The following is a 26,381-nucleotide window of genomic DNA, read 5'->3' on the forward strand; positions in this document are numbered from 1 at the left end:
TTGAGATTCAATTAAAGTTATAATGTTTGGAATTTATACCGTTTAGATTTGAAGAATGTCCTCACTAAACGGTAAATACATCTATAAACCTTTAGATGACAATACATCATACGGCGCTTAAATATATGCATAACACCCAATTGCGGCCACGACACATTATCAAACTCCTGCATTCTGGCTAATACATCATTGATAACATCATCTATCAAAGAAGATTGAGGAAGCATCATCAAATGGTCAATCAAATGAATTCCCCGTTCATGTACACAATAAGGAGCTTTATCCCATATTTCTTTTTCTCGCACAAATTTCACTTGTTCATAGACAGTTTGAAAGAGCAGATATTCCTTTTCGTAATTGTACAATTTACCTTGAGTAGTACTTCCTTCACGTTTCAAATAATGATATTTAGGACAGTCTTGCATAACGACTTTCTGCGTTTTATAAAATATCTGATAAGAAACTGCAATATCTTCAAAAACTCTATTTACCGGAAAATATATTCCAGCAAATAATTGACGCTTATACAACTTATCCCACATATAATTTCTTATACGCTTATCTTCTACCAATGTTCGGATAGCTTCTTCACGAGAAAAGCTGGAGAATTGCCCAGAAGAGTGCTTCACTCTGGTCTTTACGGCAGTTTCTATATAATGCGAGCAAATGGATATATCCGCCCCATTCTCTTTCAGTAAGTGATACAAGAATTCGTACATATCCGGTTCAATCCAGTCGTCGCTATCCACGAAACCAAGAAATTCACCTTGAGCTACCGCCAAACCTCTATTCCTAGCTGCACTCTGACCTGCATTTGCCTGATGGATAACCTTTATCCGTCCATCCCTTTGGGCAAATAAATCACAAAGCTCTCCCGAACCATCGGAAGAGCCGTCGTCAATCAATATTATTTCCAGATTCTTATAAGTCTGCCCGCAAATGGATTGCAGGCATTTCTCCAAGTAATTCTTTACATTATAGACCGGTACAATAATACTTATCAGAGGTAGTGTCTCAGTGTTCTCCATAAGCTATGACAATTACCACAACCGCAAAGTGGCCATCAACGGATAGCCCACCCGCCATCGCAATTTAAACTTACGTACCAGATTCCAAGGCTTGGTTCTGGTCTTACCTTGAAAATACCAGATGTAGTTGTTTACGGCATCCAGTACCCGTGAAGAGGACTCACCGTCCAGATGCGCCTCATGCTTGTGCACGTAGGCACGCATCCGCTCCATCAGTTCTGCCGGACGGGAAATGGCCTTTTCTATCGCTCCTTCTACAGCATCCGTCTCAGTGACATTCAGCAAATGATCCCCTGGCATGGTGTTACAATAGGTCACAACCGGTTTGTCCAACATCATCGCCTCAACAATCACAGACGAAGCATCGGACAACAATACATCCGCACTGTTCAGCAGCTTGGCATCAACAAGTCCACTCTCGTGGAAAGTAATATTGGGGCAGGAAGCGGCCAGTTCCTTGTATTTCTTGAGGACTTCCATATCCGAAAATTTCGGATGGAACGAAATAATCCAATCCCAGTTCTTCTCGCGCACCAGTCTCTTGATGGTATCAAACAGATGAGGAGCAGAAGTTATATTTTTGGTAAACGTAGAAGAGTACAAGACTACCGGACGTGCATTATGAGGAGTATGTGCACGTTCCTTCACGAAAGTATCCGCCTTGCACCAGCCAGTTTCATATACCTTAAAGAAGCCGTATTTCCTCTCAAGCTCCTTGAAGGGAAGAGTGCTCGTTTCTCCTTGTGTGCAATAGACATCGAACCATCCGCGAACAGAAAAATGGTCATCCTTTTCATCGCCACGCTTATTGATGGGGTAGCCATGGAAAAGGGAGACTTTCACTCCCGGGAAGAAATCATAAATATAATTGCCCGGTGCAAAAACAGCAATAGGCTGATAATCCATCACTTCCTGGACGGATTGAAGCCACCTCTCATCCTGGGCCAACAGAACCGGGCAGTCTGACTCGATAAACCATGCAACATCATCCCCTCTACGCCTGATTTCGTCCTGAAGCGGGCGAAGTATAGGATAGGAATAGGCTACCGAAACGAAAAATAAATAATGCTTCTTCATACACTCAAAATATCACGGCAACGACACAATCGTCACCTCATTTTACCAATAGAACAATAAAATTCAGCCCTTAGTTTGTAACAGTTTTGCTTTCTTTGCTTTAAACGTCTGCAAAGTAAATACAAGAATTCTGCATATACTGCATCAATCCAGAAAAAAAAATGACTTTTATCAACTTTTCTCCAAAAGTTGCTGTTTATGAAGCTTTTTCTTCTCTAAAATATCTATCTTTGCACCCCACTATTTTAAAAGTACTATTTTATGAGAAGAAATCTTTTTCATTGCTCCAACAGCCAACAAGGAGCAACAGATAAAGTGACTCTTTTATTCGGAATCACCATTTTTTTCAAATTCCTGCTATTCGATTTCATCTGGAGCATACCCACCACATTCGCTTCATTCTCTACCATCGAATTTTATGCGACCAAAATAATAGCCACCCTCGTACTTCTCGTCCCCTATAAGTTCTTCCGGTTCTGGAAAACAGAGATAGTCATCATGCTTTTGCTGGATATACTACTGATTGTCAACCTGATGTATTTCCGCACCTACTATACTGCCATTCCACTTAACAGCTATGGACTTTCTGGAAACCTAGCCGATTTCACCGGAAGCGTTTATGACTCTTTCCGCTGGTACGACATCTTCTTCCCTCTATCTACCATTGCCAGTATCCCCCTTTATTGGCATTACAAAAGAAATACCGCCGGAAGAACATCATACAAGTATTACGGAGGGGCTTTGGGAATCGGTATCCTGCTGTTTGCCATCACCACCCTGGCCAAAGGAGGATTCAAGGAAGCATACAACACCGTCCGCCAGAAAGCCTATCTGTGTGCAAGCACCACTTCCATGTATACCGTCTTCGGAAGCCTATGCTATGACCTCATCAACCAGAAGCAGGAGGCCACCCCACAGATACAGCAAGAGATAAAGGAGTGGCTGAGCCAGAAACCCGGACATCACCCTTTGGCCGGACGTATCGGAATCCGCAACAACTGCATCGTCATCCTGGCAGAATCTCTGGAAAGCTGGGTACTCGAAAGGGAAGTGGAAGGGCAAGAGATTACTCCATATCTCAACAAACTGCTGCAAGACTCCACCACCTTATACGCTCCCCACGTACTAACGCAAGTGAAAGGAGGGCGCTCCATTGATGCACAGCTGTTGCTTTGCGCCGGTATGCTGCCTATCAACAGCGGCACATACAGCAGCCAATATCCTGACCACACCTACGGAACCCTGCAGAAAGCCATGCATCAGCAGAAGAACTCGCGCAACTACCTCCTGACCATTGATAAAGTATCGACCTGGAACCAAGGCGTCATAGCCTACAGTTTCGGGACCGACACCATCATTGCTTATCATGACTTTGAACTGACAGAAGCCTTTGGCACGCACAAACGTACCGGAGACGGCTCCTTCCTGGCGCAATGCCGCCAAAAAATAGAGAAGGGGGAAATCTGGAAGAAGGGGGAGAATGTTTACATGCAGCTGGTGACCTACTCCGGCCATGCTCCCTTCAAATTGCCAGAAGAATTGAAAGAGATTCATTTCTCTCCGGCCATTCCACAGAAAATGAATGACTACATGACCACTGCACGCTATACGGACAAGGCGATAGGAAAATTCGTAGAGTACCTGAAAACACTCCCACAATACGACGAGACCCTTATCGTCATCACCGGTGACCACGAAGGACTGGCTACCTACCGTGAAGAATTGTGCAACGCCCCCGGTGGCAAGGGTATCGTATCCGACAAGACATTCACCCCTTTCATCATAGTAAACTCTCCGGTAGGCATGCGTTATGATAAAGTGATGGGACAAATCGATATGTACCCCACCCTGCTGAACCTGCTCCAACTGGATGATTACTACTGGAGCGGATTGGGCCAAAGCATCCTCGACCCATGCAAGAAAGGATTCGCCATCAGCCCCCAAATGGAGGTGGTAGGTGAAGAGCCCACCCCGGCAGAAGCCGAGTTCGCCCAAAAAGCATACGATATTTCCGACCAGATGATACATTTTGATTATCTTTGCTCAAAAGCGAAGATAAGCGGCACCTCAAAATAAAAAATGAACAAGTTCATTTTGTTCTGCTTTCGGTTTGCACTATCTTTGCACCGTTCAAAAGAAGTAAAATGTAAATAAAAACAATGAAGGTACATATTCATCCGCATTATGCCGCCTACGAGAGTTATATCCGAGCCATCCCATCGGAAGAATATGAACGGGAAGAGGTTTATTGTAACCGAAGAAACACAGTCGAAAGAGTGCGGTTCGGAGACAAGGACTTCGTAATCAAAAAATACAAAAGACCTGCCCTCATAAACTGTCTCATTTACACTTGGTTTCGCAAAAGCAAAGCGCAGCGCGCCTTTGAATATGCAGAACTTTTTCTGCAACGGGGAATAGAGACCGCCCCTCCGGTAGCTTATATAGAAATCAAAAAGAATGGTTTCTTCCACACCGGATACTTTATTTCCGAATACCTCCCCTACCCGCTTGTAACGGATATGTTCGGTATGGAAATGGAGGAAGAAGAGAAAAAACGGCTAAGACATGACCTCGTAGACTTCACTCTCCAATTACATCTGAACAAGGTCTTGCCACTAGACTATAATCCCAAGAATATATTTTACCGGAAGACAAACGGCAAATATCACTTCGCCCTCATTGACATCAACCGCCTGAAGCTCGGTAAAGTGCCCGGTATCAGAATGTCCATGAATGCCTTCAGCCAACTGGGTATTCCCGCCGATGACTTCATGAAAATAATACCTCTATATGCCGAGCAAAGAGGATTCGATATTGAAGAATGCATATTCTTCACTCTCTTCAGCAGACTGAAATGGAGAAAGCAAAGACAATTTAAAAATTTCGTCAAAAGCAAGCTTCATTTCTGAAATGTCGTATCTTTGTACCAACGAGATTAGAAAATTATGCAAGATTATATCACCCAGTCCATCCAAGAAGGTATCAGGCTCAAAGAAAATATCCTGAACAACCGGCAAATGCTTGCCGACATTGAAACTGTCGGCAATCTGATAGTACAAGCCCTTCGACAAGGGCACAAAGTCTTGCTTTGCGGTAACGGCGGCAGTGCAGCCGATGCCCAGCATATCGCTGCCGAACTCGTCGGACGTTTCGTGACCGAACGGGAAGGCCTGCCCGCCATCGCCATGACAACCGACACTTCCATCCTGACCGCAGTCAGCAATGATTATGGCTTCGACCGCGTCTTCGAACGGCAGACAGCAGCCTTGGGAACGAAAGGTGATATTCTGATAGGCCTTTCTACCAGCGGCAACTCTCCCAACGTGGAGCATGCCTTGCAGAAGGCACAATCTATGGGCATCACCACCATAGGACTCCTGGGAAGGGATGGAGGAAGGTGCAAGGAACTTTGCAATTACCCGTTGATTATACAGCACGCCGAATCTGCCAGGATTCAAGAAGTGCACATAACTATCGGACATATCTTGTGCGGCATCGTTGACAATAAACTGTTCTCCCATGAATAAAGCGATTTTCCTTGATCGGGACGGTACCATCAATGTTGATTTCGGCTACGTTTATAAGACCCAAGAGCTTGAATTATTGCCCGGTGTAGCCGAAGCACTCCGTATTTTTCAGGAATTGGGTTATCTGCTGATTGTCATCACGAACCAATCCGGCATTGGACGTGGCTACTTTACGCTGGAGGACGCCGAACAGTTCAACCGGGCACTCGCCCAAGAGCTGGAAAAACATGGAGTTATACTGAACGATTTCTATACTTGCCCTCACGCTCCGGAAGAACATTGCGAATGCCGTAAGCCTTCTCCTTTCATGGTGACGGAAGCGATGAAGAAATATGAAATCGACCCATCCCAATCCTATATGTTCGGAGATAAGAAATCGGATACGGAATGCGGCGAAAGAAGTGGTGTCAAGTCCTTCCGGGTCACCTCTGAGCACTCACTTCTATATTGGGCCAACCAATTAAAAAACAACCTATTATGAATACAGAATTAAACAGTATAAAGGGAAAGAAGGTACTCGTTATCGGAGACGTGATGCTGGATACTTACCATATAGGGGACGTGAAAAGGATTTCTCCCGAAGCCCCCGTACCAGTGGTCCGTGTCACCCGCACCTACAATGTATTGGGAGGAGCGGCCAATGTTGCAAGAAATCTGTTGGGACTGGGTTGCTCGCCGTATGTCGTCAGCCTGCTTGGCAACGACCACAACGGAAACACAATGCAGGAGATGTTCGCTGATTTGGGTATCAGAAACGAACTGTTTTATACGGACCACCCGACCATCACCAAAACCCGCGTAATAGGCAACAGCCAGCAAGTAGTACGGCTGGACTTTGAAACAGAAAATGAATGCCTGAACGAAGAGACTGAGCAGAAATTGCTGGATGCCGTGAAGCGTGCACTCCCCGAAGTGGACATTGTCGTGATTTCGGATTATGGCAAGGGAGTATGCAATGATACAGTATGCCAGCAGGTTATATCCGCCTCTGCCGGGCAAGGGAAGAAGGTCATTATAGACCCCAAAGGGACAAATTGGGAGAAATACCGTTCCGCAACCATCATCACCCCCAATCTAAAAGAACTTTCAGCCGTTTCGGGAATGGATGTGAGAAATGAGGATAAAGAAATCCATAGCGCGGCAGACCGGATACTGAAGGAGTATAACCTTACTTCTCTATTAGTGACACGTTCCGAAAAAGGGATGTCATATATAGCTCCGGAAGTCTCACAAGACATTCCTACCGAAGCAAGGGAAGTATATGACGTTTCAGGTGCAGGCGATACTGTCGTGGCAACTTTAGCAGCTGCGCTGGCAGCCGGTATCCCTATTGCAGATGCCATTTATCTTGCCAATAAAGCGGCCGGCATTGTAGTCGGGAAAATAGGCACCAGCCCCATTCTGTTCAAAGAGTTGCAGGACGAGCTACAAATCGGGAAACCGGCCAGCAAACTTATTCCTATTCCCCAACTTGCAGATACTATAAAACAACTGCGTGCGCAGGAGCGCAAAATCGTATTCACAAACGGCTGCTTCGACATTCTGCACAAAGGACACGTGTGCTATCTGGAAAAGGCCAAAAGACTGGGGGACGTACTTATCGTAGGATTGAATTCGGACAGCTCAGTAAAACGTCTGAAAGGGGAATCGCGCCCCATCAATGATGAAAACGCCCGCTCCACAGTCCTGGCAGCCTTGGAAGCAGTGGACTACGTAGTGATTTTTACGGAAGACACCCCTCTGAATCTCATCAAGACAGTTGCACCGGACGTGTTGGTAAAAGGTGGCGACTATGCCATAGAAAACATTGTAGGCAGGGAGTACGCCCAAGAAACAGTAACTATCCCTTTCGTAGACGGTTATTCCACTACAAAGACGATAGGCGCCATCAACCAAGAGAAGCAATAATCTTTTCAGCGACTTGTTGGGGGGTAATATCCACCATACACTTCTGATAAACAGCCAGCTTGCATTTACCCCGTCCGTCTTTGGTGCACGGACGGCAAGGCAGGGCTGTTTCGAGTATTTCCACCGTAGGTCCCGTAGGGAAACCGAAGGCTGTAGGTCCCATCAAGGCAAAAGCAGGAACACGGAACAAATCAGCGGCATGCATAAAACCCGTATCAGCGCTGATTACCAGATTGGAACGCAACACTATGTAAGAAGATTCCATCAATGAGGTTTGTCCCGCAAGGTTAACTACCCGTTCCGGTGCAGCACTTCTGATTTCCTCACAGAAAGTATCCTTCGGACCAGCCAGAATAACAAATCTATACTCAGGAAGAAGGGCAACCAATTCTTTCCAATAGGAAACGGGCCAGCGTTTCATTTCCCAGTTGGCAGACGGCACCAGCGTAACCATATCTTTGGTTACAAAGTTCTCATACTTGCTACGTATTTCATCCGGGAAACACCAGTCGTGATAGTTGTCTGGAAAATGCGTAATTCCCCATTTCTTCAATGGTTTCTGAAAAGACACCATCCCCCTGAAAGGCTTGTCGAAATGATTGATTCCCAGTTTAAACAACAAAAAGCGTTTGCCTCTCTCTTTGCTCCGCAGAGCAACGTAAGGTTTCACAAAAGGCAATGGAGACACTATCAGCTTCAATATGTTGGAACGGATATTACTATGAGCGTCATAAATGTAGTCGAAATGCTCTTTTCTCAAATCAGCCGCCATTTTCAACAATCCGGCAAGTCCGGTCTCCTTGTCAAACGCCCAAATTTTATCAATCCTGCCATCCATCGACAAGGTCCCCACCATATCTTTCCGGGTAATCCAATGAATTTCCACATCTGCAAACCGTTCACGTATTCCACCGATAATTCCCATACACTGGATAATATCCCCTATCGAGCTGAAACGGATAATTAAGAATTTGGTCATAACAAATTTATTAGAATTGCTGATTCACCACAAAAGTAAGCGTTAACAACGAAAAAACAAACCAGACTACTCAAAATCTGAAAACAGAGCAACTCTTTATTATAAAAAGAATATGATAATTAAAGGATAAATTCAATTGGAAGTTCTCATTTATTTATATAAGTTTGCATCATATTTCATACAATGTACCTACTGAATAAAAAACGAAATCAATGGATTACAAACTATTGTATGCCCTAAAAAGCGGGAAGAACATCAAACTTGTCTATTATATAAAGAATATGCTCGGTATGCTGATACCCAATGTATTCTTTCAGATGCAGCTTCATCATAAGTTGGCATCTTTATCCGACAGAAAAGATAAAGACTACATTTTATACCGGGTAAACTACTATAACAAACTTTTACCGGGTGCAATATTGCCCGAATCGGTACCTGCACTTGCAGAACATAAATTAAAAGGGCACAAAGTCTACATCTATGATACCCGCTGCTATACCCGCTGGTTTTCCCAACAACTACGGTTGAACCTATGTGCCGGTGATGTGGATTTCGTCCCACCAATCCCATCCATTTCAAAAAGCCGTCTTATAACTGAAAACAACGGCAACGGGGTTATTATGAAACTCAACAAGATAAGGCATTTTATTTTTGTCCGTGACAAGAAAAAATTTACAGAAAAAAAAGATATGGCTGTCTTTCGCGGAAAAGTAACAGACAAAGAGCAGCGAATCAAATTCATGAAAATGTATTTTGGCCATCCCATGTGCGATTTGGGAGATATCAGCCGGGATACTATCAATCCTACGTGGTGCATTGGAAAATTGACCATTAAGGAGCAGCTTGAATATAAATTTGTCCTAGCCATAGAAGGCTATGATGTTGCCAGCAATCTAAAATGGGTAATGTCTTCCAACTCTATCGCCGTAATGCCCCGTCCTACTTGTGAAACTTGGTTCATGGAAGGCACATTAATTCCTAACTATCACTACATTGAAATCAAACCGGACTTCTCTGATTTGGAAGAAAGACTGCAATATTACATGGCTCATACTGATGAAGCTCAAGCAATAATCGAACATGCACATGAGTATATAGAGCAATTCAAGAATAAAAAACGGGAACAATTGATATCCCTTCTTGTATTGGAAAAATACTTCAAGATGACCGGGCAGTTCAATCATTGATACATCAACACATACTATACTATAACATCACATCCTTTACAGCCACGCAGAACAACACTACGTACTTTATGCCTAAAGTATCCCTTTTGATTACGATAAGTGCAACCGAACTGCTTTAAGAAGGTGGTTATTACCGCTTCATCATCTTCTTCATGGTAAGTACAGATTGCAAAATCCAGCTGTTTACACTCTTTAAACAGTCCCTTGCAACCTGCCAATGCATAACGTTCAGCCCCCTCTACATCCATCTTCAAGAACAAATGCTCCTTATCTTTGTCTTTAAAGAAATCATCCAATGTCTGTTCTGTAGCAGAATTATGATCACTCACATACTTTCGGACAATAGTAACCTTCTCCTGCCAAGGACTAAAAGTGGCCTTAAGAGCTTCTATCCACAACTCATCTTGTTCAAACAGATAGACATGTCCAACCTCTTCCACAACTTCCAACGAAGAATAACCTTCAGCACATCCTATATCAACGAATGTTTTGCCGGTAACCTCTTTTATACTTTCCAGATAATGATGAGGGGAACGTTTATCTTGTTCCATGACAAGTTCCCTATAATTCCTTGCTATTTTATCAAGAGGAGTATTCCGTCTGAAATATAGTCGTTTGCCATCTTTCAAGACATAGTGCAATCCCCTGCTTTCATCCATCTGTATATGGACTTCCATATCATCATATTCCTCCCTGAACTCATATAAATGGCGTGAATATTTATGGTCTTTAATATACTTATAGTATTTTAGTGAAGGAGAATGGGAACTAAATATTTTTGTCAGATAATAAGGGATTGCCCCATATAGCAGTCTTTTCATTACAATATAAATTTTATTATTTAATCAGACCTCATATTCTCTGTAAGGCTTATCTAAATCCAGATAGTGGAAATTATGCTGTCTCTGCCCGCTTTGTTTCGGTATAACCATGTAGTCTCCATATTTTCTGGTCAGATAGGTATCATAATCTTGTACTCCCCACACAGTTTCGTCCTCAAACGAAACGGGAGTCGGAGTTCCCAGCTCTGCCTTGGGCATGATGCCGCGCATACCGTCATCATAATCACAGACTAGAGAAGACTTGTCAAAGTCATAGGTGGTCATCACATTTCTGATACTCCTCTGTACGCCGGCAGTAGTAAAAAATCTCCGGCACAGCAGCGGCAACCATGAACCGGGACCTTTCCCATGCTTATAAGGGTCGCGGTAGATAAAATAGAGCACCCGCTTGTAAAATTCATACCGGGCAAAATGAATCCTCTGTTTCAGGTTGCTTTGCGGTACACCGTCCAATGGAAATACGTCCAAGTAGATACCTCCCAAGTATTTCAAATGCATACGCTCGATAAGAGTCGTATCCGCATCTTGTATCTTGGCAAAAGGTAATGGATAATTCGGATCATTTTCTGCGCAGACAGCCTCATAAGGCTGGGGAAGCCACTCCTTGGAATGAGACATCAACAAATCATAATCAGCCCTCGGCATACCGATATCCAAATCATCGTCCCAAGGGATAAATCCCTTATGACGGACTGCACCAAGCATAGTACCGGCCATTATATAATAGCGCAAACCATGTTCTTTACAAACTTTATCCACAGCAAGCAATATCTTCAAAATACGAAGCTGCAAAGGACGTATATCATAATCTGCCATAAAAATCAGCCCATTAATTAATAAAGTTGTGAAGGAATCAACCGCTGTGCTTGTTCAAAGTCATTCACCGTATCAAGCTCCACAGAAAAATATTCGGTAGTGTCAAGCGCATAGAAAGAGTGTCCTTGCGGTATGAGACGCTCAAAAGCACGTTCATAGAAGATATTATCCAAACCTTCTTTGGTAATCATAACCTCCAATTCCCGGAAAAGCGCTTCTGTATAAGCGGCAGACATCTTCTCGATGCCAATAGACTCGCCAATCGCTCGGGATATGGAGCACGTCTTACTGATTTCCAACACCTTGCCATCATTGTCCGCTATTACCTTGATTTCCTCTTCCCCCAATGTATGATGGTTCAGAGCCAACGCATCCGCTTGACCATATCCAAGCAACTTGGCTACAATCTGCGGGTCAAAAAGGATATCGCTGTCCAGCAACAGAATATCCTCTTTATCTACATAAGGCCGTGTAAGCCATAAAGAGTAGATATTATTGGTAGAAGCATATTTCTCATTATAGATAAACGTAACCTCCAATGCCGGATAATGAGCTTCCAGAAAATCCACAATCTGCTGCTGTCTATAACCGGTGACAATGACAAACTCCCGAAAGCCATTCTGCAGCAATGCATCAAAGGCTCTTTGCAGCAAACAACGCTCTCCAACTTTCAACAGACATTTTGGAGTGGTATCAGTCAACGGACGCAAACGCGAAGCTATCCCTGCAGCCAATATAACCGCTTTCATTGTAATGCAATTTTTTTAATGGTGTCAATGACAATACGGTTCTGTTCAGGACGCCCCAAGGTAATACGCAAATGGGTATTGATGTCTGGTTCATTCATGAACTTCACCTTATAATCCTCGTCGGCAAAAGCTTTCTGTAAACGTTCTTTCAAGACAATCGGATATTTTATAAGGACAAAGTTCGCCACCGACTCATATACCTTGAAACCAGGCAACGTCCCTATCTCCGCTTCAAAGCAGGCGCGACTCTCATTCATCAGCCGTGCTATATTCCGGTAATGCGCATCCGATTTCAGTGCGGCAATAGCAATATCCTCAGAGATACGGTTATAACCCAGATATTTGTTGCTGTATTTGCCAAAGCTGGCCAACTCCTTACTCATAAACCCAAACCCCATGCGCAATCCGGGCAATCCGTAGAACTTGGAAAGCGTGCGTGAAATAATCAGGTTGGGATATTTATCAACCAGCATCTTAATATAGTCCGTATCAGTAGATACGAAAGAGGCATAGGCTTCGTCCACCAAAACGATGGTTGTTACGGGCAACTCAGCCAACAAAGCGTCCAGTTCTGCAGGGGTCAGCCCGTTACCGGTGGGGGATTATTGGGCGAAGCGATTAATAAGACCTTGGGATTCTCACGCTGTACCATCTCTTTCATGGCAGCGAAATCATATTTAAAGGTATTGCCATCCTCATACAACGGATATTGCAGCGTACGCCCGTTCACCTCGTCGGCTATGGATTTATAGTACCACCACGAGAATTTAGGAATGAGCATCGTCTTGTTCCCATCCTCTTGGGTCAGGAAATAGTGGACTGCTTGTTTCAATATATCTTCTCCACCATAACCCAACAGCACCTGCGGTTCATCAATTCCGTAAGATTCAGACAGATAAACAGACAGAATACTCTTCTTGCCTTCGTCGTAGATACGGGTATAGAAACAGAGTTTGTTTATATCAAAATTCTTTAGAGCCTCCACCACCTCTTGCGAAGGTGCGTAGTTAAACTCATTGCGGTCCAAATAATTCATATCTTAGATTTCTTTTGTTAATACTTTCTGATAACACTCCATCGTTTCACGCGCCATCTGCTCCTGCGTGAAACGCTGTGCCCACTTCAATCCCTCCGCAATCATGGTGGCACGCAAAGAAGGCTCTTGTGTACGGGCAATCGCCGCTGCCAATCCCCCCACATCGTGGGGACTCACATACAATGAATGCTCCCCCCCCGCTTCTTCAAGACAAGAGCCGGTTGCTGCAACCACCGGAATGCCGGAATGCAAAGCCTCAAGAATAGGGATGCCAAAACCTTCGTAAACGGATGGGTATACAAAAGTCTCGGCCGACTGATAAATGGCAGGTAAATCGTCTGAAGGGATACCATGCAGAAAATGTACTCTGTCTTGCAATCCGGCTTTTGTCATAAACTCTTTCAGCTGATGGATATAGGCTGTGGGTCTCCCTACCAGAACAAAGTGCAGTTCATCGGGCAGATACTCCAAAGCCTTCACAATGGCCAGCGCATTTTTACGCTCCTCAATGGTGCCCACCGACAAGATATAGCGTTCGGGCAACCGATAACTCCGCATCACCTCCTTGCGCTTATCCTTACCGACACGGCAGGCATACAGAGAGCTACACCCTTGGTAAATAACGGAAATTTTATCCGCAGGAATTCCATAATAATGTATGATGTCACGCTTGGTACACTCACTCACAGCAATGATGTGGTCTGCATGCTTGCATGCATAGCGGCATTTGTAGTTATAAATCAAGCGGTCGACCAACGAAAAACAATGTGAAAGTCTCAGGAAAATAAGGTCGTGAACAGTCACCACACTCTTTACTTCCCGTACCCGATGGATGGTCAGGGGAAGTTCGTTACTCAATCCGTGGAACAGCCGTATGTTGTCCCGTTTCAAAGTCCTGCGTATACCTCCCACGCGCCACAACGAAGTCATTCCTCTCCAGAGCCAATAAGATGGATAATGTACCGATACCGTTCCCCGGCTTTCAGCCACCATCGACGAGAGTTGCTGATTTTCACGGTGTACCGGAGCATACAACCAATACTCGTTTTCCGGAGCAAAGGCTGACAATGACTGCACCACATACCGGCTGTAATTGCCCAATCCCGTAAAATTCTGCACAGCCCGTTTTCCGTCGTATCCTATTCTCATCTCTAAAAAGTTTCAGCTGCAAATGTACAAGATAATCCTCATATAGCAGTCTATTTCGCTTTCCTTTTTTGACAAAAACACAAATTCACCTATAAAACATAAAATAAAGATGAGCAATCACTTGCTGTCTGTTACAAAAACTAAGTACGGAATCGGGCACATCCCCATTGCCCAATCCGTACTAGCTCATTGTTTTATCCTTCAAACACCTTATCTCCTTCCCGAAAACTACTTTATTCATCATCGGCCCACTGTTATGAACCAATTCAACCACACTAGTGAGCTGTTTAGTTCACTCAAGTGAACATCACGGCTCACTAACGTGGGCTGCTGAAGAATCCAAAAGTAAAACGAAAGAATGAAAAGGATGCAACAGAAGAAAGAAGGATGCGGAACGGAAGAAAACACGGGTGAGAGCAAAATTTACCCTCACCCTTTTCGATTGCTCTCACCCACCCCTGCAATGCCGATGAATAGGGAAGTTGAAGAAAAGAGTGAGAGCGGTGAGGGCAGAAATGCAAACTTAAAACGGAAAAAGCCGAATTATTTTCCGGGCATTACTTAGCCACTTTGACGGATTAGTCGTATCTTCGCACGATGGAGAATCGTCGAAAAGAACAGCAGCATTATGAGAGTCATTGTTGACAACAAGATACCTTTTATTAAGGAAGCCATCGAAAAAATAGCCGACAGCGTGATTTATACTCCCGGCAGAGACTTCACTCCGGAGTTGGTAAAAGATGCCGATGCACTGATTATACGTACCCGCACCCGCTGCAACAAGGAATTGCTGGAAGGCAGTAAAGTCCGCTTCATTGCTACCGCCACCATAGGCTTCGACCATATAGATACGGAATATTGCCGTGAAGCAGGCATCGCTTGGACCAATGCCCCCGGATGCAATTCAGCATCCGTAGCTCAATACGTGCAATCAGCCTTACTATTATTGCAACAACTCAAAGGAGTACAACTGTCCGAATTGACATTAGGCATCATCGGCGTAGGCAATGTGGGTAGCAAAATAGCCCAAGTAGGGCAAGAACTAGGCATGCGTGTCCTGAAGAATGACCTGCCCCGGCAAGACAAGGAAGGAGAGAGCGATTTCAGTTCCTTGCAAGCACTCGCAGCAGAATGTGATATCCTCACCTTCCACGTACCTTTATATAAGGAAGGGCCATACAAAACATTCCATTTGGCAGACCATACTTTCTTCCGGTCATTAAAACGCTGTCCCGTCATTATCAATACCTCACGTGGAGAGGTGATTGAAACCAATGCGCTCCTGAATGCCTTAGAAGACGGACTGATTTCCGATGCCATCATTGATGTATGGGAGAATGAGCCTGATATCAATCTTACCTTATTAAATAGAGTGTTCCTTGGAACTCCCCATATAGCCGGTTATTCAGCCGACGGAAAAGCCAATGCCACCCGTATGTCCCTGGATGCCCTTTGCCGTTTCTTTCACATCAAAGCCGACTACCGCATCGCTCCCCCCCAACCCCGGAACCCGATTATTACCGCCGACAGCCTGGCAGAAGCATATCTGCAAATGTATGACCCGAGAAGGGACAGCGAAGCACTGAAAACACATCCCGAACAATTTGAAAAATTGCGGGGAGACTACCCGCTACGAAGAGAAAAAGATGCTTACACTTATATCCCAAAGTAGCACATACATTTAGAAATACAGCCCGATAATACAAAAGACGTCACTATATAAGCTCCTCACGCCTTTACTATCAATGCCGAATCAGAGGAAACTATAGGCAAAACATTACAATATCAATGCAAAAAATACAGTTAGAGAAATCACTCAGTGAAGGATTTATTTTTTATGCAATTTCAACTCTGACGATTGCCATACAATTTCTGTTTTATCTGATTCACAGTCCCCGGCTCGCCATGATGGACGTGGGAGGCTGGATGTTTTATATAACGGCCGCTTGCTCACATGCCGCCTTGTGGGCACTTATTCCTTACATCATATCCTTAATCGTAGCCATTACCGTCCGGCGCCATCAAGCCGCCGCCATCACACACATTATTCTTGTATCATTACTCAATATACTTGCTTACATAGACGGCAGTGTGTACAGTCTTTACAAGTTCCATATCAATGGTTTTGTACTGAATCTCCTGGTTGGAGAGGGCAACAGTGAGATTTTCACATTCAGCTTCTGGCTTTATCTGAAGATTGCAGGAGTATTAGTGGGTATATTTGCCGCCAATACTTTGCTAAGAATACTTGCAGGCCATTGTTATACCCGCTTTCACCGCTGTGGCTTCCGTCCTGTACTTGCCACTCTGATTTTGTTTGCACTATTCTCTAACTTTTATCATGCCTATGCCGCTGTAGCGCAAAAGACTTCAGTGATTCGCAGCGCCCCCTGCCTGCCCTATTACTTCCCGCTTACGGCAACCCGCCTGATGATGAAGTTAGGAGTGGTCTCATCCAAGGATGTCATTAAAATGAACTTCAACAACAAAAAGCAGTCTGCTGACCTCAACTATCCGATAGATTCTTTGAAATACGAAGTCCATTCCAACCCCAAGAATGTAGTGCTGATAGCCATAGACTCATGGAACTACCGCGCCTTTAACCAGGACATTACACCTCATATCAGCCACTTTGCCGACAGTTGCAGCAGATTCACCTCCCATCTAAGCAGCAGCAATGGCACACGTGGAAGTATCTTCGGGCTTTTCTTCAGTCTCTCATCCATCTACTGGACTGATTTTGAGGTATCGGGCATACAGCCCCTGCTCATAGAAGAACTATTGAAGCAGAATTATCAGATAGGTATTTATCCCAGTGCTACAATCGTCAACCCGCCATTTGCCAAAATACTTTTCTCAAAGGTACCCGACTTGCGTACCCATACCGAAGGAAAAACCGTTTATGACCGCGACTGCCGTATTACAGCAGATTATCTGCAAGCACTCGATACGCTGGGCAGCGGTACAAAACCTTTCTTTTCCTTTCTCTTCTATGATTTGGCACACGGATATGAAGTGCCGAAGGACAAGCTTTATCGTTTCCAACCGTCCTGGGAGTTCGCCGACTATATGAAACTGAACAACGACATAGACCCTACTCCTTTCCTGAACCTCTACTACAACTGCGTGGCGGAAGCCGACTCACTGGTGGGATGCGTCCTCCACAAACTTGAGGAAAAGAAACTGCTAGACAATACCCTGGTCATCATTACCGGAGACCATGGACAAGAATTCAATGAGAATCATAAAAATTATTGGGGCCACGGCAGTAATTATTCACCGGTACAAACACATATCCCCTTCCTATTATATGAACCGGGAGAACAGCCACATACCTACCATCACCGTACCACGCACTATGATTTTGCACCAACCCTAATGAATAAAGTGCTGGGTGTAACCAATCCGCCTTCCGATTACAGTATGGGGCATTTAATAACCGATACTTGTCCACGGAACTGGCATATCGTGGGCGACAATCTCAATTATGCCTTTATCGTAGAAAATCATACTATTCTGGAAAAACACCCTTCCGGATATATAGAAATCAGCGACAGTGCATTGAATCCCCTGGAAAACTACAAGATAGACAACCGTAAGCTGAACGAGGCCATCCTCTCCCTTAACCGATTCTATAAATAACTGGGAGAGAGGCCTTCCACCAACTCCTCTATCACCTTCGGATAGTATTCATACTCCAGCCGGTGGATGCGTTGCGCCAGCTCCTCCGGCGTATCGCCCGGCAATACGGGGCATTTCTGCTGGCAGATAATGCCGCCTTCGTCATAATGCTCATTCGTATAATGGATGGTAATACCGCTTTCCTTTTCGCCGGAAGCAATCACTGCCTCGTGCACACGGTCGCCGTACATTCCCTTTCCACCGAACTTGGGCAGCAACGAAGGATGTATATTTATCATTTTATTGGGATAAGCATGCAGAATATTGTCCGGCACACGTGCCAGGAATCCTGCCAATACCACAAAATCAATATCATGCTCTCGAAGCGTCGACAAAACAAGCTCTCCACTTTCCCAATCGCTCTTGGCAAACCAGACACAAGGCACTCCCAGCCCCTTGGCACGCTCTAAAACAAACGCATTCTGCTGGTTAGTCAAAACCAGAGCCACACGTGCCGAACCTTTTTCCCGGAAATAACGGATGATATTCTCGGCATTCGTACCACTTCCCGACGCTAAAACTGCGATATTTTTTCCCATAACCCCTCCAATTACTGCACAAAACCGTGAAAAATGTGCAAAAAGGTGCATTTAATTCATCAAATATTTGCGAGGAATGATAAATATTCATTCCTTTGCACCGCAAATTTAAAGAAATAAAACTAATTATTAATTAAAAACTTAAAGTTATGTCTGAAATTGCATCAAGAGTGAAAGCGATTATCGTCGATAAATTAGGCGTAGAAGAATCAGAAGTTACTAACGAAGCTAGCTTCACTAACGACCTGGGAGCTGATTCTCTTGACACTGTAGAACTTATCATGGAATTCGAAAAGGAATTCGGTATCTCTATTCCCGATGACCAGGCTGAAAAGATTGGTACTGTAGGTGATGCTGTATCTTACATCGAAGAACACGCTAAGTAATCTTATCCATTCGTTTATAACATGGAATTAAAAAGAGTTGTAGTAACAGGTCTCGGCGCCATTACTCCCATTGGCAACAGTGTTCCCGAATTCTGGGAAAATCTTGTGAATGGGGTTAGTGGAGCAGGACCTATTACTCATTTCGATGCATCGCTTTTCAAGACTCAGTTTGCATGCGAAGTAAAAGGCTTCGATGCTACCAAATATATGGACCGCAAAGAGGCCCGCAAGATGGACTTGTACACACAATATGCCATTGCAGTAGCCAAAGAAGCGGTAGGTGACTCTGGGCTTGACGTCGAAAATGAGGATTTAAACAGAATCGGTGTCATCTTCGGCGCCGGTATCGGTGGCATCCGTACATTCGAAGAAGAGGCGGGCAACTATGCCCTGACCGGTAAGGAAAACGGCCCCAAATTCAATCCGTTCTTCATCCCCAAGATGATTTCGGACATTGCTGCCGGACAAATTTCCATCATGTATGGTTTCCATGGTCCCAACTACGCAACTTGTTCTGCATGTGCCACTTCCACAAATGCCATTGCCGATGCGTTTAACCTCATCCGTCTGGGTAAGGCCAATGCTATCGTAACCGGTGGTTCGGAAGCTGCCATCGCCGCTTGCGGTGTAGGCGGTTTCAATGCCATGCATGCATTGTCAACCCGCAATGATTCTCCCGAAACTGCATCCCGTCCGTTCAGCGCAAGCCGTGACGGATTCATCATGGGTGAAGGTGGCGGTTGTCTCGTTCTAGAGGAACTGGAACACGCCAAGGCACGCGGTGCCAAAATCTATGCGGAAGTTGCCGGCGTAGGAATGTCTGCCGACGCTCATCACCTGACAGCCTCTCACCCCGAAGGTTTGGGAGCCAAGTTAGTGATGCTGAATGCGTTGGAAGATGCAGAAATGAAACCCGAAGAAGTAGATTATATCAATGTTCACGGTACATCTACTCCCGTAGGTGATATTTCGGAAGCAAAAGCAATCAAAGAGGTATTCGGACAGCATGCGTATGAGTTGAACATCAGTTCGACAAAATCCATGACCGGTCATTTGCTGGGCGCTGCCGGTGCGGTAGAATCCATTGCAAGCATCCTCGCCATCAAGAATGGCATTGTTCCTCCGACCATCAACCACGAAGAGGGTGATAACGACGAAAACATCGACTATGACTTGAACTTCACGTTCAACAAAGCACAAAAGCGCGAAGTGAACGTAGCTTTGTCCAATACTTTTGGATTCGGTGGTCATAATGCGTGTGTCATTTTCAAGAAATACGCAGAATAATAAGGTCGTGTTACGTAACCAAATAGATAAAATAAGGCTCTTGTTCCGCAAGGATAGAGAGTCTTATTTTTGTTTTTACAGAATTCTCGGCTTCTTTCCACGTGACATCAAGGTCTATCAGCAGGCTTTGCTGCATAAATCCATCTCCATGCGCTCCGAAAAAGGACGTCCCATCAACAACGAACGGCTGGAATTCTTGGGCGATGCTATCCTCGACGCCATCGTAGGAGACATTGTCTACCGCCATTTCGAAGGACGCCGCGAAGGTTTCCTCACCAACACCCGTTCCAAAATTGTACAGCGGGAAACACTCAACAAACTGGCCGTGGAAATCGGACTGGACAAACTGGTGAAATACTCCACCCGCTCCTCGTCCCACAACAGCTATATGTACGGCAATGCATTCGAAGCCTTCATTGGAGCCATTTATCTGGACCAGGGCTACGACCGCTGCAAGCAGTTCATGGAAGAGAAGATTTTCAAAAACTATATCGACCTCGACAAGATGTCTCGCAAAGAGGTCAACTTCAAGTCAAAACTCATCGAATGGAGCCAGAAGAACAAAATGGAAGTGTCATTCGAGCTTATCGAACAGTTTCTCGACGAAGAATACAATCCGATGTTCCACACCGAAGTCCGCATCGAAGGGATATCGGCAGGCACCGGCACCGGTTATTCCAAGAAGGAGTCGCAACAAAATGCGGCACAAATGGCATTGAAAAAAATTAAGGATGCCGCTTTCAAGGAGGAAGTCCAGGCAGCCAAAGAGCGAAACCATTCAACAGAAACCGCCACAGAAGATAATCCCATGGCAGAAGCTGTTGAAAAATCCTCACAAGAAAGATTAGCCGAAACAGATTCCCATCCGACGTCCTTGGACAACTAAGTCATTGTCTTCCGTCACCAGCTTTAACTTACCCGCAATCTCCTCCAGCGGTGCAGAAGCTATTTCATTTCCCTTTAAGGTAATCATCCGCCCGAACTGCCCGTTGGCAATCAATTCCGTGGCATGTCCGCCCATACGTGTGGAAAGATTACGGTCGAAAGGTGTGGGTGAGCCGCCACGCTGGATATATCCCAACACAGTCTCGCGGGTCTCAATACCCGTCTCATACTCTATCTCTTGAGCGATGTACTCGGCTGCACGTTTCCGCCCGTCCGTCTGTATGCCTTCGGCCACCACCACGATGGAGTAAGGCTTTCCTTTCTTCAGCCGATTCAGAATCGTCTCTCCGATACGGTGGATATTATAGGGAATCTCCGGAATCAGAATCACGTCACCACCGCCCGCCATACCGGAGTATAAGGCTATCCAACCTGCCTTGTGCCCCATCACCTCAATCACCATCACCCGTTTGTGCGAGCTGGCCGTGCTGTGCAGCCGGTCGATGGCATCCGTAGCAATACTGACGGCAGAATCGAATCCGAAGGAAAAATCGGTTCCCCAAATGTCATTGTCTATTGTTTTTGGCACGGATACGATGTTCAGCCCCATAGCGGAGAGTTTGGCGGCTGTCTTCTGCGTACCGTTTCCACCGATGCAGACCACACAATCAAGTCCCATCTCTTTGATATTCCGCACTATCAGTGCCGGTTTGTCCACGTCGGACATCACGCCGTTCTTCTTAAAGGGCTTCTCACGCGAAGTACCGAGCATCGTACCTCCCAAGTTCAGCAAACCGGATAAGGACTTTTCGGTAAACGACTCCACATCCTTGGTCAGCAGCCCCTGAAAACCGCTGTGAATGCCAATTACTTCCATTCCATAATGGTTGATAGCTGTTTTGCATACACCGCGAATGGTAGCGTTGATGCCAGGACAGTCGCCCCCTGAAGTCAAAATACCTATTCTCATGATATTTTTGTTTGAATTATTGTTCTATAGGTCCGTAAAGATAGAAAAAAAAGAGAAAAAAGATAGAGATGCCGATAAATAAGATTACTTTTGCGGTTTAAAATAAGATTTCACAAAGAACGATGAATATTACAAAGTTTCTGAATAAGGTATATTTTGCTCCCCGTCTGAAAGAAATCGAACAATACACCAGCCATGCAGGTGAATTGCAACAGCTTGTATTGCAGCGTCTCATCCGGACAGCGGCAAATACGGAATGGGGAAAGAAGTATGACTATACCTCTATCCGTACTTATGAAGATTTCAAGAAGCGCCTTCCCATACAAACTTACGAAGAAGTAAAGCCTTATGTAACCCGCCTGCGTGCCGGTGAGCAGAATCTGCTTTGGCCTTCGGAAATACGTTGGTTTGCCAAATCATCGGGTACCACCAACGACAAGAGCAAGTTCCTGCCCGTCAGCCGGGAGTCCTTGCACGACACGCATTACAAGGGAGGCCGGGATGCCGTTGCCATCTATCTGGGACAGAATCCCGAAAGTCGTTTCTTTTCCGGTAAAGGGCTTATCCTTGGAGGTAGCCACGCTCCCAACCTGAACACCAACCACAGTCTTGTAGGCGACCTCTCCGCCATCCTCATAGAAAATATCAACCCGCTGGTAAACTTTGTCCGCGTACCCAGCAAGCAGACGGCCCTAATGGAGCACTTCGAGCCCAAAATGGAGGCCATCGCCCGCGAAACCATCCATGCAAACGTCAGCAACCTTTCCGGTGTACCGTCCTGGATGCTTGTACTCATCAAACATATATTGGAAAAGACAGAAAAGCAGAGCCTTGAGGAGATATGGCCCAATCTGGAGGTGTTCTTCCACGGCGGCGTTGCCTTCACTCCTTACCGCGAGCAATACAAAGACGTGGTCCGCAGCAGCAAGATGCATTATGTAGAGACTTACAATGCATCCGAAGGCTACTTCGGAACTCAGAACGACCCTACCGATCCTGCCATGTTACTGATGATTGACTACGGTATATTTTACGAGTTCATCCCGCTGGAAGATGTAGGCAAGGAGAATCCGCGTACCTTCTGCCTCGAAGAGGTGGAACTGAACAAGAACTACGCCATGGTAATCTCCACTTCTGCCGGTTTATGGCGATATATGATTGGGGATACAGTGAAGTTTACATCGAAGAATCCCTATAAGTTCGTCATCACCGGACGTACCAAGCACTTTATCAACGCATTCGGCGAGGAGCTGATTGTGGACAATGCGGAAAGAGGACTTGCCAGAGCATGTGCCGAAACCGATGCACGGGTCATAGATTATTCTGCCGCCCCAGTCTTTATGGACCGGAATGCTAAATGCCGCCACCAGTGGCTGATAGAATTTGCACAAATGCCGGACAGCCTGGAGAAGTTCGCCAAAGTATTGGACGACACCCTGAAAGAGGTAAACTCCGACTATGAAGCTAAAAGACAGAATAACCTGGCACTGCAACCACTGGAAATCATCGTCGCCCGTCCCAACCTCTTCCACGATTGGCTGGATAGCAAGGGGAAACTCGGTGGACAACATAAAGTACCCCGACTCAGCAACACAAGGGAATACATAGAAGAAATGCTGAAGCTTAATAAATAACAAAATATAAAAGCAGATTTTATCACAAAATAATTCCACCGCCCAGCAGCAGACCGCTTTCATCATAAAAAGCCGCTGCCTGCCCTGGCGCAATAGATTCGAGCGGCTCTATCAAGCGGACATGCAGTAGTCCCTCCACTGTAAGACTTACCTTGCAGTGGTTTGCCTGCTTACGGTAGCGTATCTTCACGATAACCTCGTCTGCACCCAGCACGCGGCTGTTCTCCACCAGGTTCCACTCTCCCAGCCACATTTCCTGCTTGTAGAGGGAAGATAGTGGAGCAAGAACAACTTCATTGCTTTCCACTCTTGTCTCTTTCACAAAAACAGCCTTGTTCAGATGGATACCTAAGCCCCTACGTTGCCCTACGGTATAAAACGGATAGCCCTCATGCCATCCCAAGAAATCCCCCTTTTCATCGACGAATCTACCTTTACCGGGTAATAGTGTTTCAGGAACCTCACGCTTCAAAAAGGAACGGTAATCCAAAGGGCAAAAGCACACCCCCATACTGTCTTTCTTTGCAGCCACTTGCTCGAAACCACGCTCCGCCGCATACGAGCGCGCCTCATTTTTCGTAATATCTCCCATCGGAAGCAACATACGCTGCAGGATGTCCTGCTTCAACCCCCATAGAAAGAAAGTCTGGTCTTTGTCCTTATCCGCGGCAGGAGCTATATAATACTTTGCTCCGGACAAGACCTTGCGCACATAATGTCCGGTAGAAATCCAATAAATTCCCTTTTCATCGGCTATTTTAGCCAACAGCACCCACTTCAGCTCATTATTGCAGACCGTGCAAGGAACGGGAGTGCGCCCCATTAGATACTCTTCCACAAAATAGCGGATAATACGCGAACGGAAAAGCTCGCGTGCATCATAGGTAATGTGTTTCATCCCCAGCTTCAGGGCCAGAGCCCGTGCATCTTCCAGATACCCGGTCTCATCTCCTGCCTCATAGAAACGGAAAGTCACGCCAGTCACCTCATAACCGGCTTCCTGCAACCTCATGGCGGCCACGGAGCTATCCGTGCCGCCACTCATGCCAAGCAATACACGTTTATCTGACTTCATGGATACAAAAGTAATAAACGAAGGTGAAATCCGTTGCATTTACTCTTATAAAACAGAATATCATTATAGATTTTCACAGATTTATTATACCTTTGTACTCCTAAAAGAACTAATAATCAACTGTTATGGAACATCAACTGACCATTTACAACACTTTAAATAGAAAAAAAGAGCTGTTCGTACCGCTGCATGCACCGCATGTAGGCATGTATGTCTGCGGACCGACCGTGTACGGTGACCCGCACTTGGGACATGCACGCCCTGCCATCACTTTCGACCTGCTGTTCCGCTACCTGACGCACATCGGCTACAAGGTGCGCTATGTCCGCAACATTACCGACGTGGGCCATCTGGAGCACGATGCCGACGAAGGTGAAGACAAGATTGCGAAAAAAGCCCGTCTGGAACAACTGGAACCAATGGAAGTGGCACAGTACTACATCAACCGCTATCATAAGGCGATGGATGCATTGAATGTGCTGTCTCCCAGTATCGAGCCACATGCCAGCGGCCACATCATCGAACAGATAGAACTTGTAAAGGAGATATTGAAGAACGGATATGCCTATGAAAGTGAAGGTTCCGTTTATTTCGATGTAGAAAAATACAACAAGGACCATCACTACGGCAAGCTCTCCGGACGCAACCTGGATGATGTTCTCAACACCACCCGCGAACTGGATGGACAGAGCGAGAAGCACAATCCCGCAGACTTTGCTCTCTGGAAATGTGCGCAACCGGAACACATCATGCGTTGGCCTTCCCCGTGGAGCGACGGCTTCCCCGGCTGGCACGCCGAATGTACAGCCATGGGAAAGAAATACTTGGGCGAGCACTTCGACATTCATGGTGGCGGTATGGACCTTATCTTCCCGCATCACGAATGCGAGATTGCACAATCCGTAGCTTCCCAAGGAGAAGATATGGTACATTATTGGATGCACAACAACATGCTGACCGTGAACGGACAGAAAATGGGTAAGTCTTACGGTAACTTCATCACATTGGAAGAGCTCTTCAAAGGCACGCACCCCATGCTGGAGCAAGCCTACAGCCCAATGACCATCCGATTCTTCACCCTGCAAGCCCACTACCGCAGTACGGTAGACTTCAGCAACGAAGCGCTGCAAGCCGCCGAAAAGGGATTGGCAAGGCTGATGGATGCTGTACATGGACTGGACAAGATTACCCCTGCTGCAACCTCCACCATAGATGTGAAATCCCTGCGTGCCAAGTGTTACGAAGCCATGAATGATGACTTGAACTCACCGATTGTCATCGCCCACCTCTTCGACGGCGCCAAGATGGTAAACAATATCCTGGCTGGAAACGATTCCATCACAGCCGAAGACCTGAAAGAATTGAAGGAAACCTTCCACCTCTTCTGCTTCGACATCTTAGGATTACAAGAAGACAACGCCTCCAACGAAGAGCGTGAAGCCGCCTTCGGCAAAGTAGTGGACATGCTATTGGAAGAGCGTTCAAAGGCAAAAGCCAACAAAGATTGGGCCACATCCGACAAAATCCGTAATGAACTCACCGCACTCGGTTTCGAGATTAAAGACGGTAAGGACGGAAGCGAATGGAAGCTGAATAAATAATGAAAGTATCATAACTCACCGCAGA

Annotated in this window: 24 protein-coding genes and 1 pseudogene; 14 read left to right on the forward strand and 11 right to left on the reverse strand. The window is 45.6% G+C overall.

What is annotated here, in order from left to right; all coding sequences use genetic code 11:
* Positions 1 to 17 precede the first annotated feature (17 nt).
* Positions 18 to 1,028: a glycosyltransferase gene (locus tag DWY57_RS10795; protein ID WP_117599811.1), complete on the reverse strand. Its 1,011-nt coding sequence runs from the start codon at positions 1,026 to 1,028 to the stop codon at positions 18 to 20.
* A 12-nt stretch (positions 1,029 to 1,040) separates the two neighbouring features.
* Positions 1,041 to 2,105, reverse strand: a complete 1,065-nt coding sequence (locus tag DWY57_RS10800; RefSeq protein WP_117599812.1) for a CDP-glycerol glycerophosphotransferase family protein — start codon at positions 2,103 to 2,105, stop codon at positions 1,041 to 1,043.
* A 261-nt stretch (positions 2,106 to 2,366) separates the two neighbouring features.
* Between DWY57_RS10800 and DWY57_RS10805 the strand changes: the two genes are divergently transcribed.
* The 5 genes from DWY57_RS10805 to hldE all read left to right on the forward strand — a co-directional run bounded on the left by DWY57_RS10805 (position 2,367) and on the right by hldE (position 7,540).
* The gene (locus DWY57_RS10805) at positions 2,367 to 4,181 is read left to right on the forward strand and encodes an LTA synthase family protein (RefSeq protein ID WP_117964287.1); all 1,815 of its coding nucleotides are present in this window, start codon (positions 2,367 to 2,369) and stop codon (positions 4,179 to 4,181) included.
* An 83-nt stretch (positions 4,182 to 4,264) separates the two neighbouring features.
* On the forward strand, positions 4,265 to 5,014 hold the full coding sequence (locus DWY57_RS10810; protein WP_117599814.1) for a lipopolysaccharide kinase InaA family protein: 750 nt from the start codon (positions 4,265 to 4,267) through the stop codon (positions 5,012 to 5,014).
* Between the two features lie 36 nt (positions 5,015 to 5,050).
* Positions 5,051 to 5,632, forward strand: coding sequence for a D-sedoheptulose 7-phosphate isomerase (gmhA, locus tag DWY57_RS10815; RefSeq protein ID WP_008662056.1), 582 nt, complete (start codon positions 5,051 to 5,053; stop codon positions 5,630 to 5,632).
* The gene (locus DWY57_RS10820; RefSeq protein ID WP_016272073.1) at positions 5,625 to 6,113 is read left to right on the forward strand and encodes an HAD family hydrolase; all 489 of its coding nucleotides are present in this window, start codon (positions 5,625 to 5,627) and stop codon (positions 6,111 to 6,113) included. The genes gmhA and DWY57_RS10820 overlap by 8 nt, the downstream gene beginning before the upstream one ends.
* Positions 6,110 to 7,540: a bifunctional D-glycero-beta-D-manno-heptose-7-phosphate kinase/D-glycero-beta-D-manno-heptose 1-phosphate adenylyltransferase HldE gene (hldE, locus tag DWY57_RS10825; protein ID WP_119961740.1), complete on the forward strand. Its 1,431-nt coding sequence runs from the start codon at positions 6,110 to 6,112 to the stop codon at positions 7,538 to 7,540. The genes DWY57_RS10820 and hldE overlap by 4 nt, the downstream gene beginning before the upstream one ends.
* Here the strand turns inward: hldE and DWY57_RS10830 are convergent.
* Positions 7,521 to 8,519 (reverse strand): glycosyltransferase family 9 protein, encoded by a 999-nt coding sequence (locus tag DWY57_RS10830; protein WP_118696375.1) that lies wholly within the window; start codon positions 8,517 to 8,519, stop codon positions 7,521 to 7,523. The two genes, hldE and DWY57_RS10830, sit on opposite strands and share 20 nt — an antisense overlap.
* 212 nt (positions 8,520 to 8,731) lie before the next feature.
* Between DWY57_RS10830 and DWY57_RS10835 the strand changes: the two genes are divergently transcribed.
* Positions 8,732 to 9,706 carry a glycosyl transferase family 90 gene (locus DWY57_RS10835; protein WP_119961741.1) on the forward strand — a complete coding sequence of 325 codons (975 nt, stop codon included), beginning with the start codon at positions 8,732 to 8,734 and terminating at the stop codon, positions 9,704 to 9,706.
* 14 nt (positions 9,707 to 9,720) lie between these two features.
* Here DWY57_RS10835 and DWY57_RS10840 read toward each other — a convergent pair whose 3' ends face one another.
* The 5 genes and pseudogenes from DWY57_RS10840 to DWY57_RS10860 all read right to left on the reverse strand — a co-directional run bounded on the left by DWY57_RS10840 (position 9,721) and on the right by DWY57_RS10860 (position 14,298).
* A complete protein-coding gene (locus tag DWY57_RS10840; protein ID WP_118696376.1) occupies positions 9,721 to 10,527 on the reverse strand; it encodes an FkbM family methyltransferase in 807 nt (268 codons plus the stop codon).
* 24 nt (positions 10,528 to 10,551) lie between these two features.
* Complete coding sequence (locus tag DWY57_RS10845) at positions 10,552 to 11,364, reverse strand: LicD family protein (RefSeq protein ID WP_118696377.1); 813 nt, start codon at positions 11,362 to 11,364, stop codon at positions 10,552 to 10,554.
* Positions 11,365 to 11,381: 17 nt separating this feature from the next.
* Complete coding sequence (locus DWY57_RS10850) at positions 11,382 to 12,113, reverse strand: phosphocholine cytidylyltransferase family protein (protein ID WP_118696378.1); 732 nt, start codon at positions 12,111 to 12,113, stop codon at positions 11,382 to 11,384.
* Positions 12,110 to 13,149 (reverse strand): annotated as a pseudogene (locus DWY57_RS10855) (histidinol-phosphate transaminase). The gene DWY57_RS10850 and the pseudogene DWY57_RS10855 overlap by 4 nt, the downstream one beginning before the upstream one ends.
* A gap of 3 nt (positions 13,150 to 13,152) precedes the next feature.
* Entirely contained in the window at positions 13,153 to 14,298 is a 1,146-nt protein-coding gene (locus DWY57_RS10860; protein WP_118696380.1) for a glycosyltransferase family 1 protein, read from the reverse strand.
* A gap of 367 nt (positions 14,299 to 14,665) precedes the next feature.
* Between DWY57_RS10860 and DWY57_RS10865 the strand changes: the two genes are divergently transcribed.
* From DWY57_RS10865 to DWY57_RS10875, 3 genes are all read left to right on the forward strand, one after another.
* Entirely contained in the window at positions 14,666 to 14,863 is a 198-nt protein-coding gene (locus DWY57_RS10865; RefSeq protein WP_227212774.1) for a hypothetical protein, read from the forward strand.
* Positions 14,864 to 14,926: 63 nt separating this feature from the next.
* Positions 14,927 to 15,970 (forward strand): 4-phosphoerythronate dehydrogenase PdxB, encoded by a 1,044-nt coding sequence (pdxB, locus tag DWY57_RS10870; RefSeq protein ID WP_117878285.1) that lies wholly within the window; start codon positions 14,927 to 14,929, stop codon positions 15,968 to 15,970.
* A 116-nt stretch (positions 15,971 to 16,086) separates the two neighbouring features.
* The gene (locus DWY57_RS10875) at positions 16,087 to 17,940 is read left to right on the forward strand and encodes a sulfatase-like hydrolase/transferase (RefSeq protein WP_005825980.1); all 1,854 of its coding nucleotides are present in this window, start codon (positions 16,087 to 16,089) and stop codon (positions 17,938 to 17,940) included.
* Here DWY57_RS10875 and purN read toward each other — a convergent pair.
* Entirely contained in the window at positions 17,931 to 18,518 is a 588-nt protein-coding gene (gene purN, locus DWY57_RS10880) for a phosphoribosylglycinamide formyltransferase (RefSeq protein ID WP_119961742.1), read from the reverse strand. The two genes, DWY57_RS10875 and purN, sit on opposite strands and share 10 nt — an antisense overlap.
* A 149-nt stretch (positions 18,519 to 18,667) precedes the next feature.
* Between purN and DWY57_RS10885 the strand changes: the two genes are divergently transcribed.
* From DWY57_RS10885 to rnc, 3 genes are read left to right on the forward strand one after another with little or no spacing between them, the layout of a single operon-like run.
* Positions 18,668 to 18,904: an acyl carrier protein gene (locus tag DWY57_RS10885; RefSeq protein ID WP_004291965.1), complete on the forward strand. Its 237-nt coding sequence runs from the start codon at positions 18,668 to 18,670 to the stop codon at positions 18,902 to 18,904.
* Between the two features lie 21 nt (positions 18,905 to 18,925).
* On the forward strand, positions 18,926 to 20,191 hold the full coding sequence (fabF, locus tag DWY57_RS10890) for a beta-ketoacyl-ACP synthase II (protein WP_117599822.1): 1,266 nt from the start codon (positions 18,926 to 18,928) through the stop codon (positions 20,189 to 20,191).
* Between the two features lie 7 nt (positions 20,192 to 20,198).
* Positions 20,199 to 21,077 carry a ribonuclease III gene (gene rnc, locus DWY57_RS10895; RefSeq protein ID WP_226791290.1) on the forward strand — a complete coding sequence of 293 codons (879 nt, stop codon included), beginning with the start codon at positions 20,199 to 20,201 and terminating at the stop codon, positions 21,075 to 21,077.
* Here the strand turns inward: rnc and DWY57_RS10900 are convergent.
* On the reverse strand, positions 21,036 to 22,046 hold the full coding sequence (locus DWY57_RS10900) for an ATP-dependent 6-phosphofructokinase (RefSeq protein ID WP_035447667.1): 1,011 nt from the start codon (positions 22,044 to 22,046) through the stop codon (positions 21,036 to 21,038). The genes rnc and DWY57_RS10900 overlap by 42 nt on opposite strands.
* A gap of 122 nt (positions 22,047 to 22,168) precedes the next feature.
* Here DWY57_RS10900 and DWY57_RS10905 point away from each other — a divergent pair, with 122 nt between their 5' ends.
* On the forward strand, positions 22,169 to 23,680 hold the full coding sequence (locus DWY57_RS10905; protein WP_119961743.1) for a GH3 auxin-responsive promoter family protein: 1,512 nt from the start codon (positions 22,169 to 22,171) through the stop codon (positions 23,678 to 23,680).
* Positions 23,681 to 23,702: 22 nt separating this feature from the next.
* Here the strand turns inward: DWY57_RS10905 and mnmA are convergent, their stop codons facing one another.
* Positions 23,703 to 24,755 carry a tRNA 2-thiouridine(34) synthase MnmA gene (mnmA, locus tag DWY57_RS10910; protein ID WP_119961762.1) on the reverse strand — a complete coding sequence of 351 codons (1,053 nt, stop codon included), beginning with the start codon at positions 24,753 to 24,755 and terminating at the stop codon, positions 23,703 to 23,705.
* A gap of 125 nt (positions 24,756 to 24,880) precedes the next feature.
* Between mnmA and cysS the strand changes: the two genes are divergently transcribed.
* Positions 24,881 to 26,356 (forward strand): cysteine--tRNA ligase, encoded by a 1,476-nt coding sequence (gene cysS, locus DWY57_RS10915; RefSeq protein WP_008662079.1) that lies wholly within the window; start codon positions 24,881 to 24,883, stop codon positions 26,354 to 26,356.
* The last annotated feature ends 25 nt before the right edge of the window (positions 26,357 to 26,381 follow it).

Origin of the sequence: Bacteroides sp. AF25-5LB (genome assembly GCF_003602965.1) — a bacterium.
Taxonomy (GTDB): Bacteria; Bacteroidota; Bacteroidia; order Bacteroidales; family Bacteroidaceae; genus Bacteroides; species Bacteroides uniformis.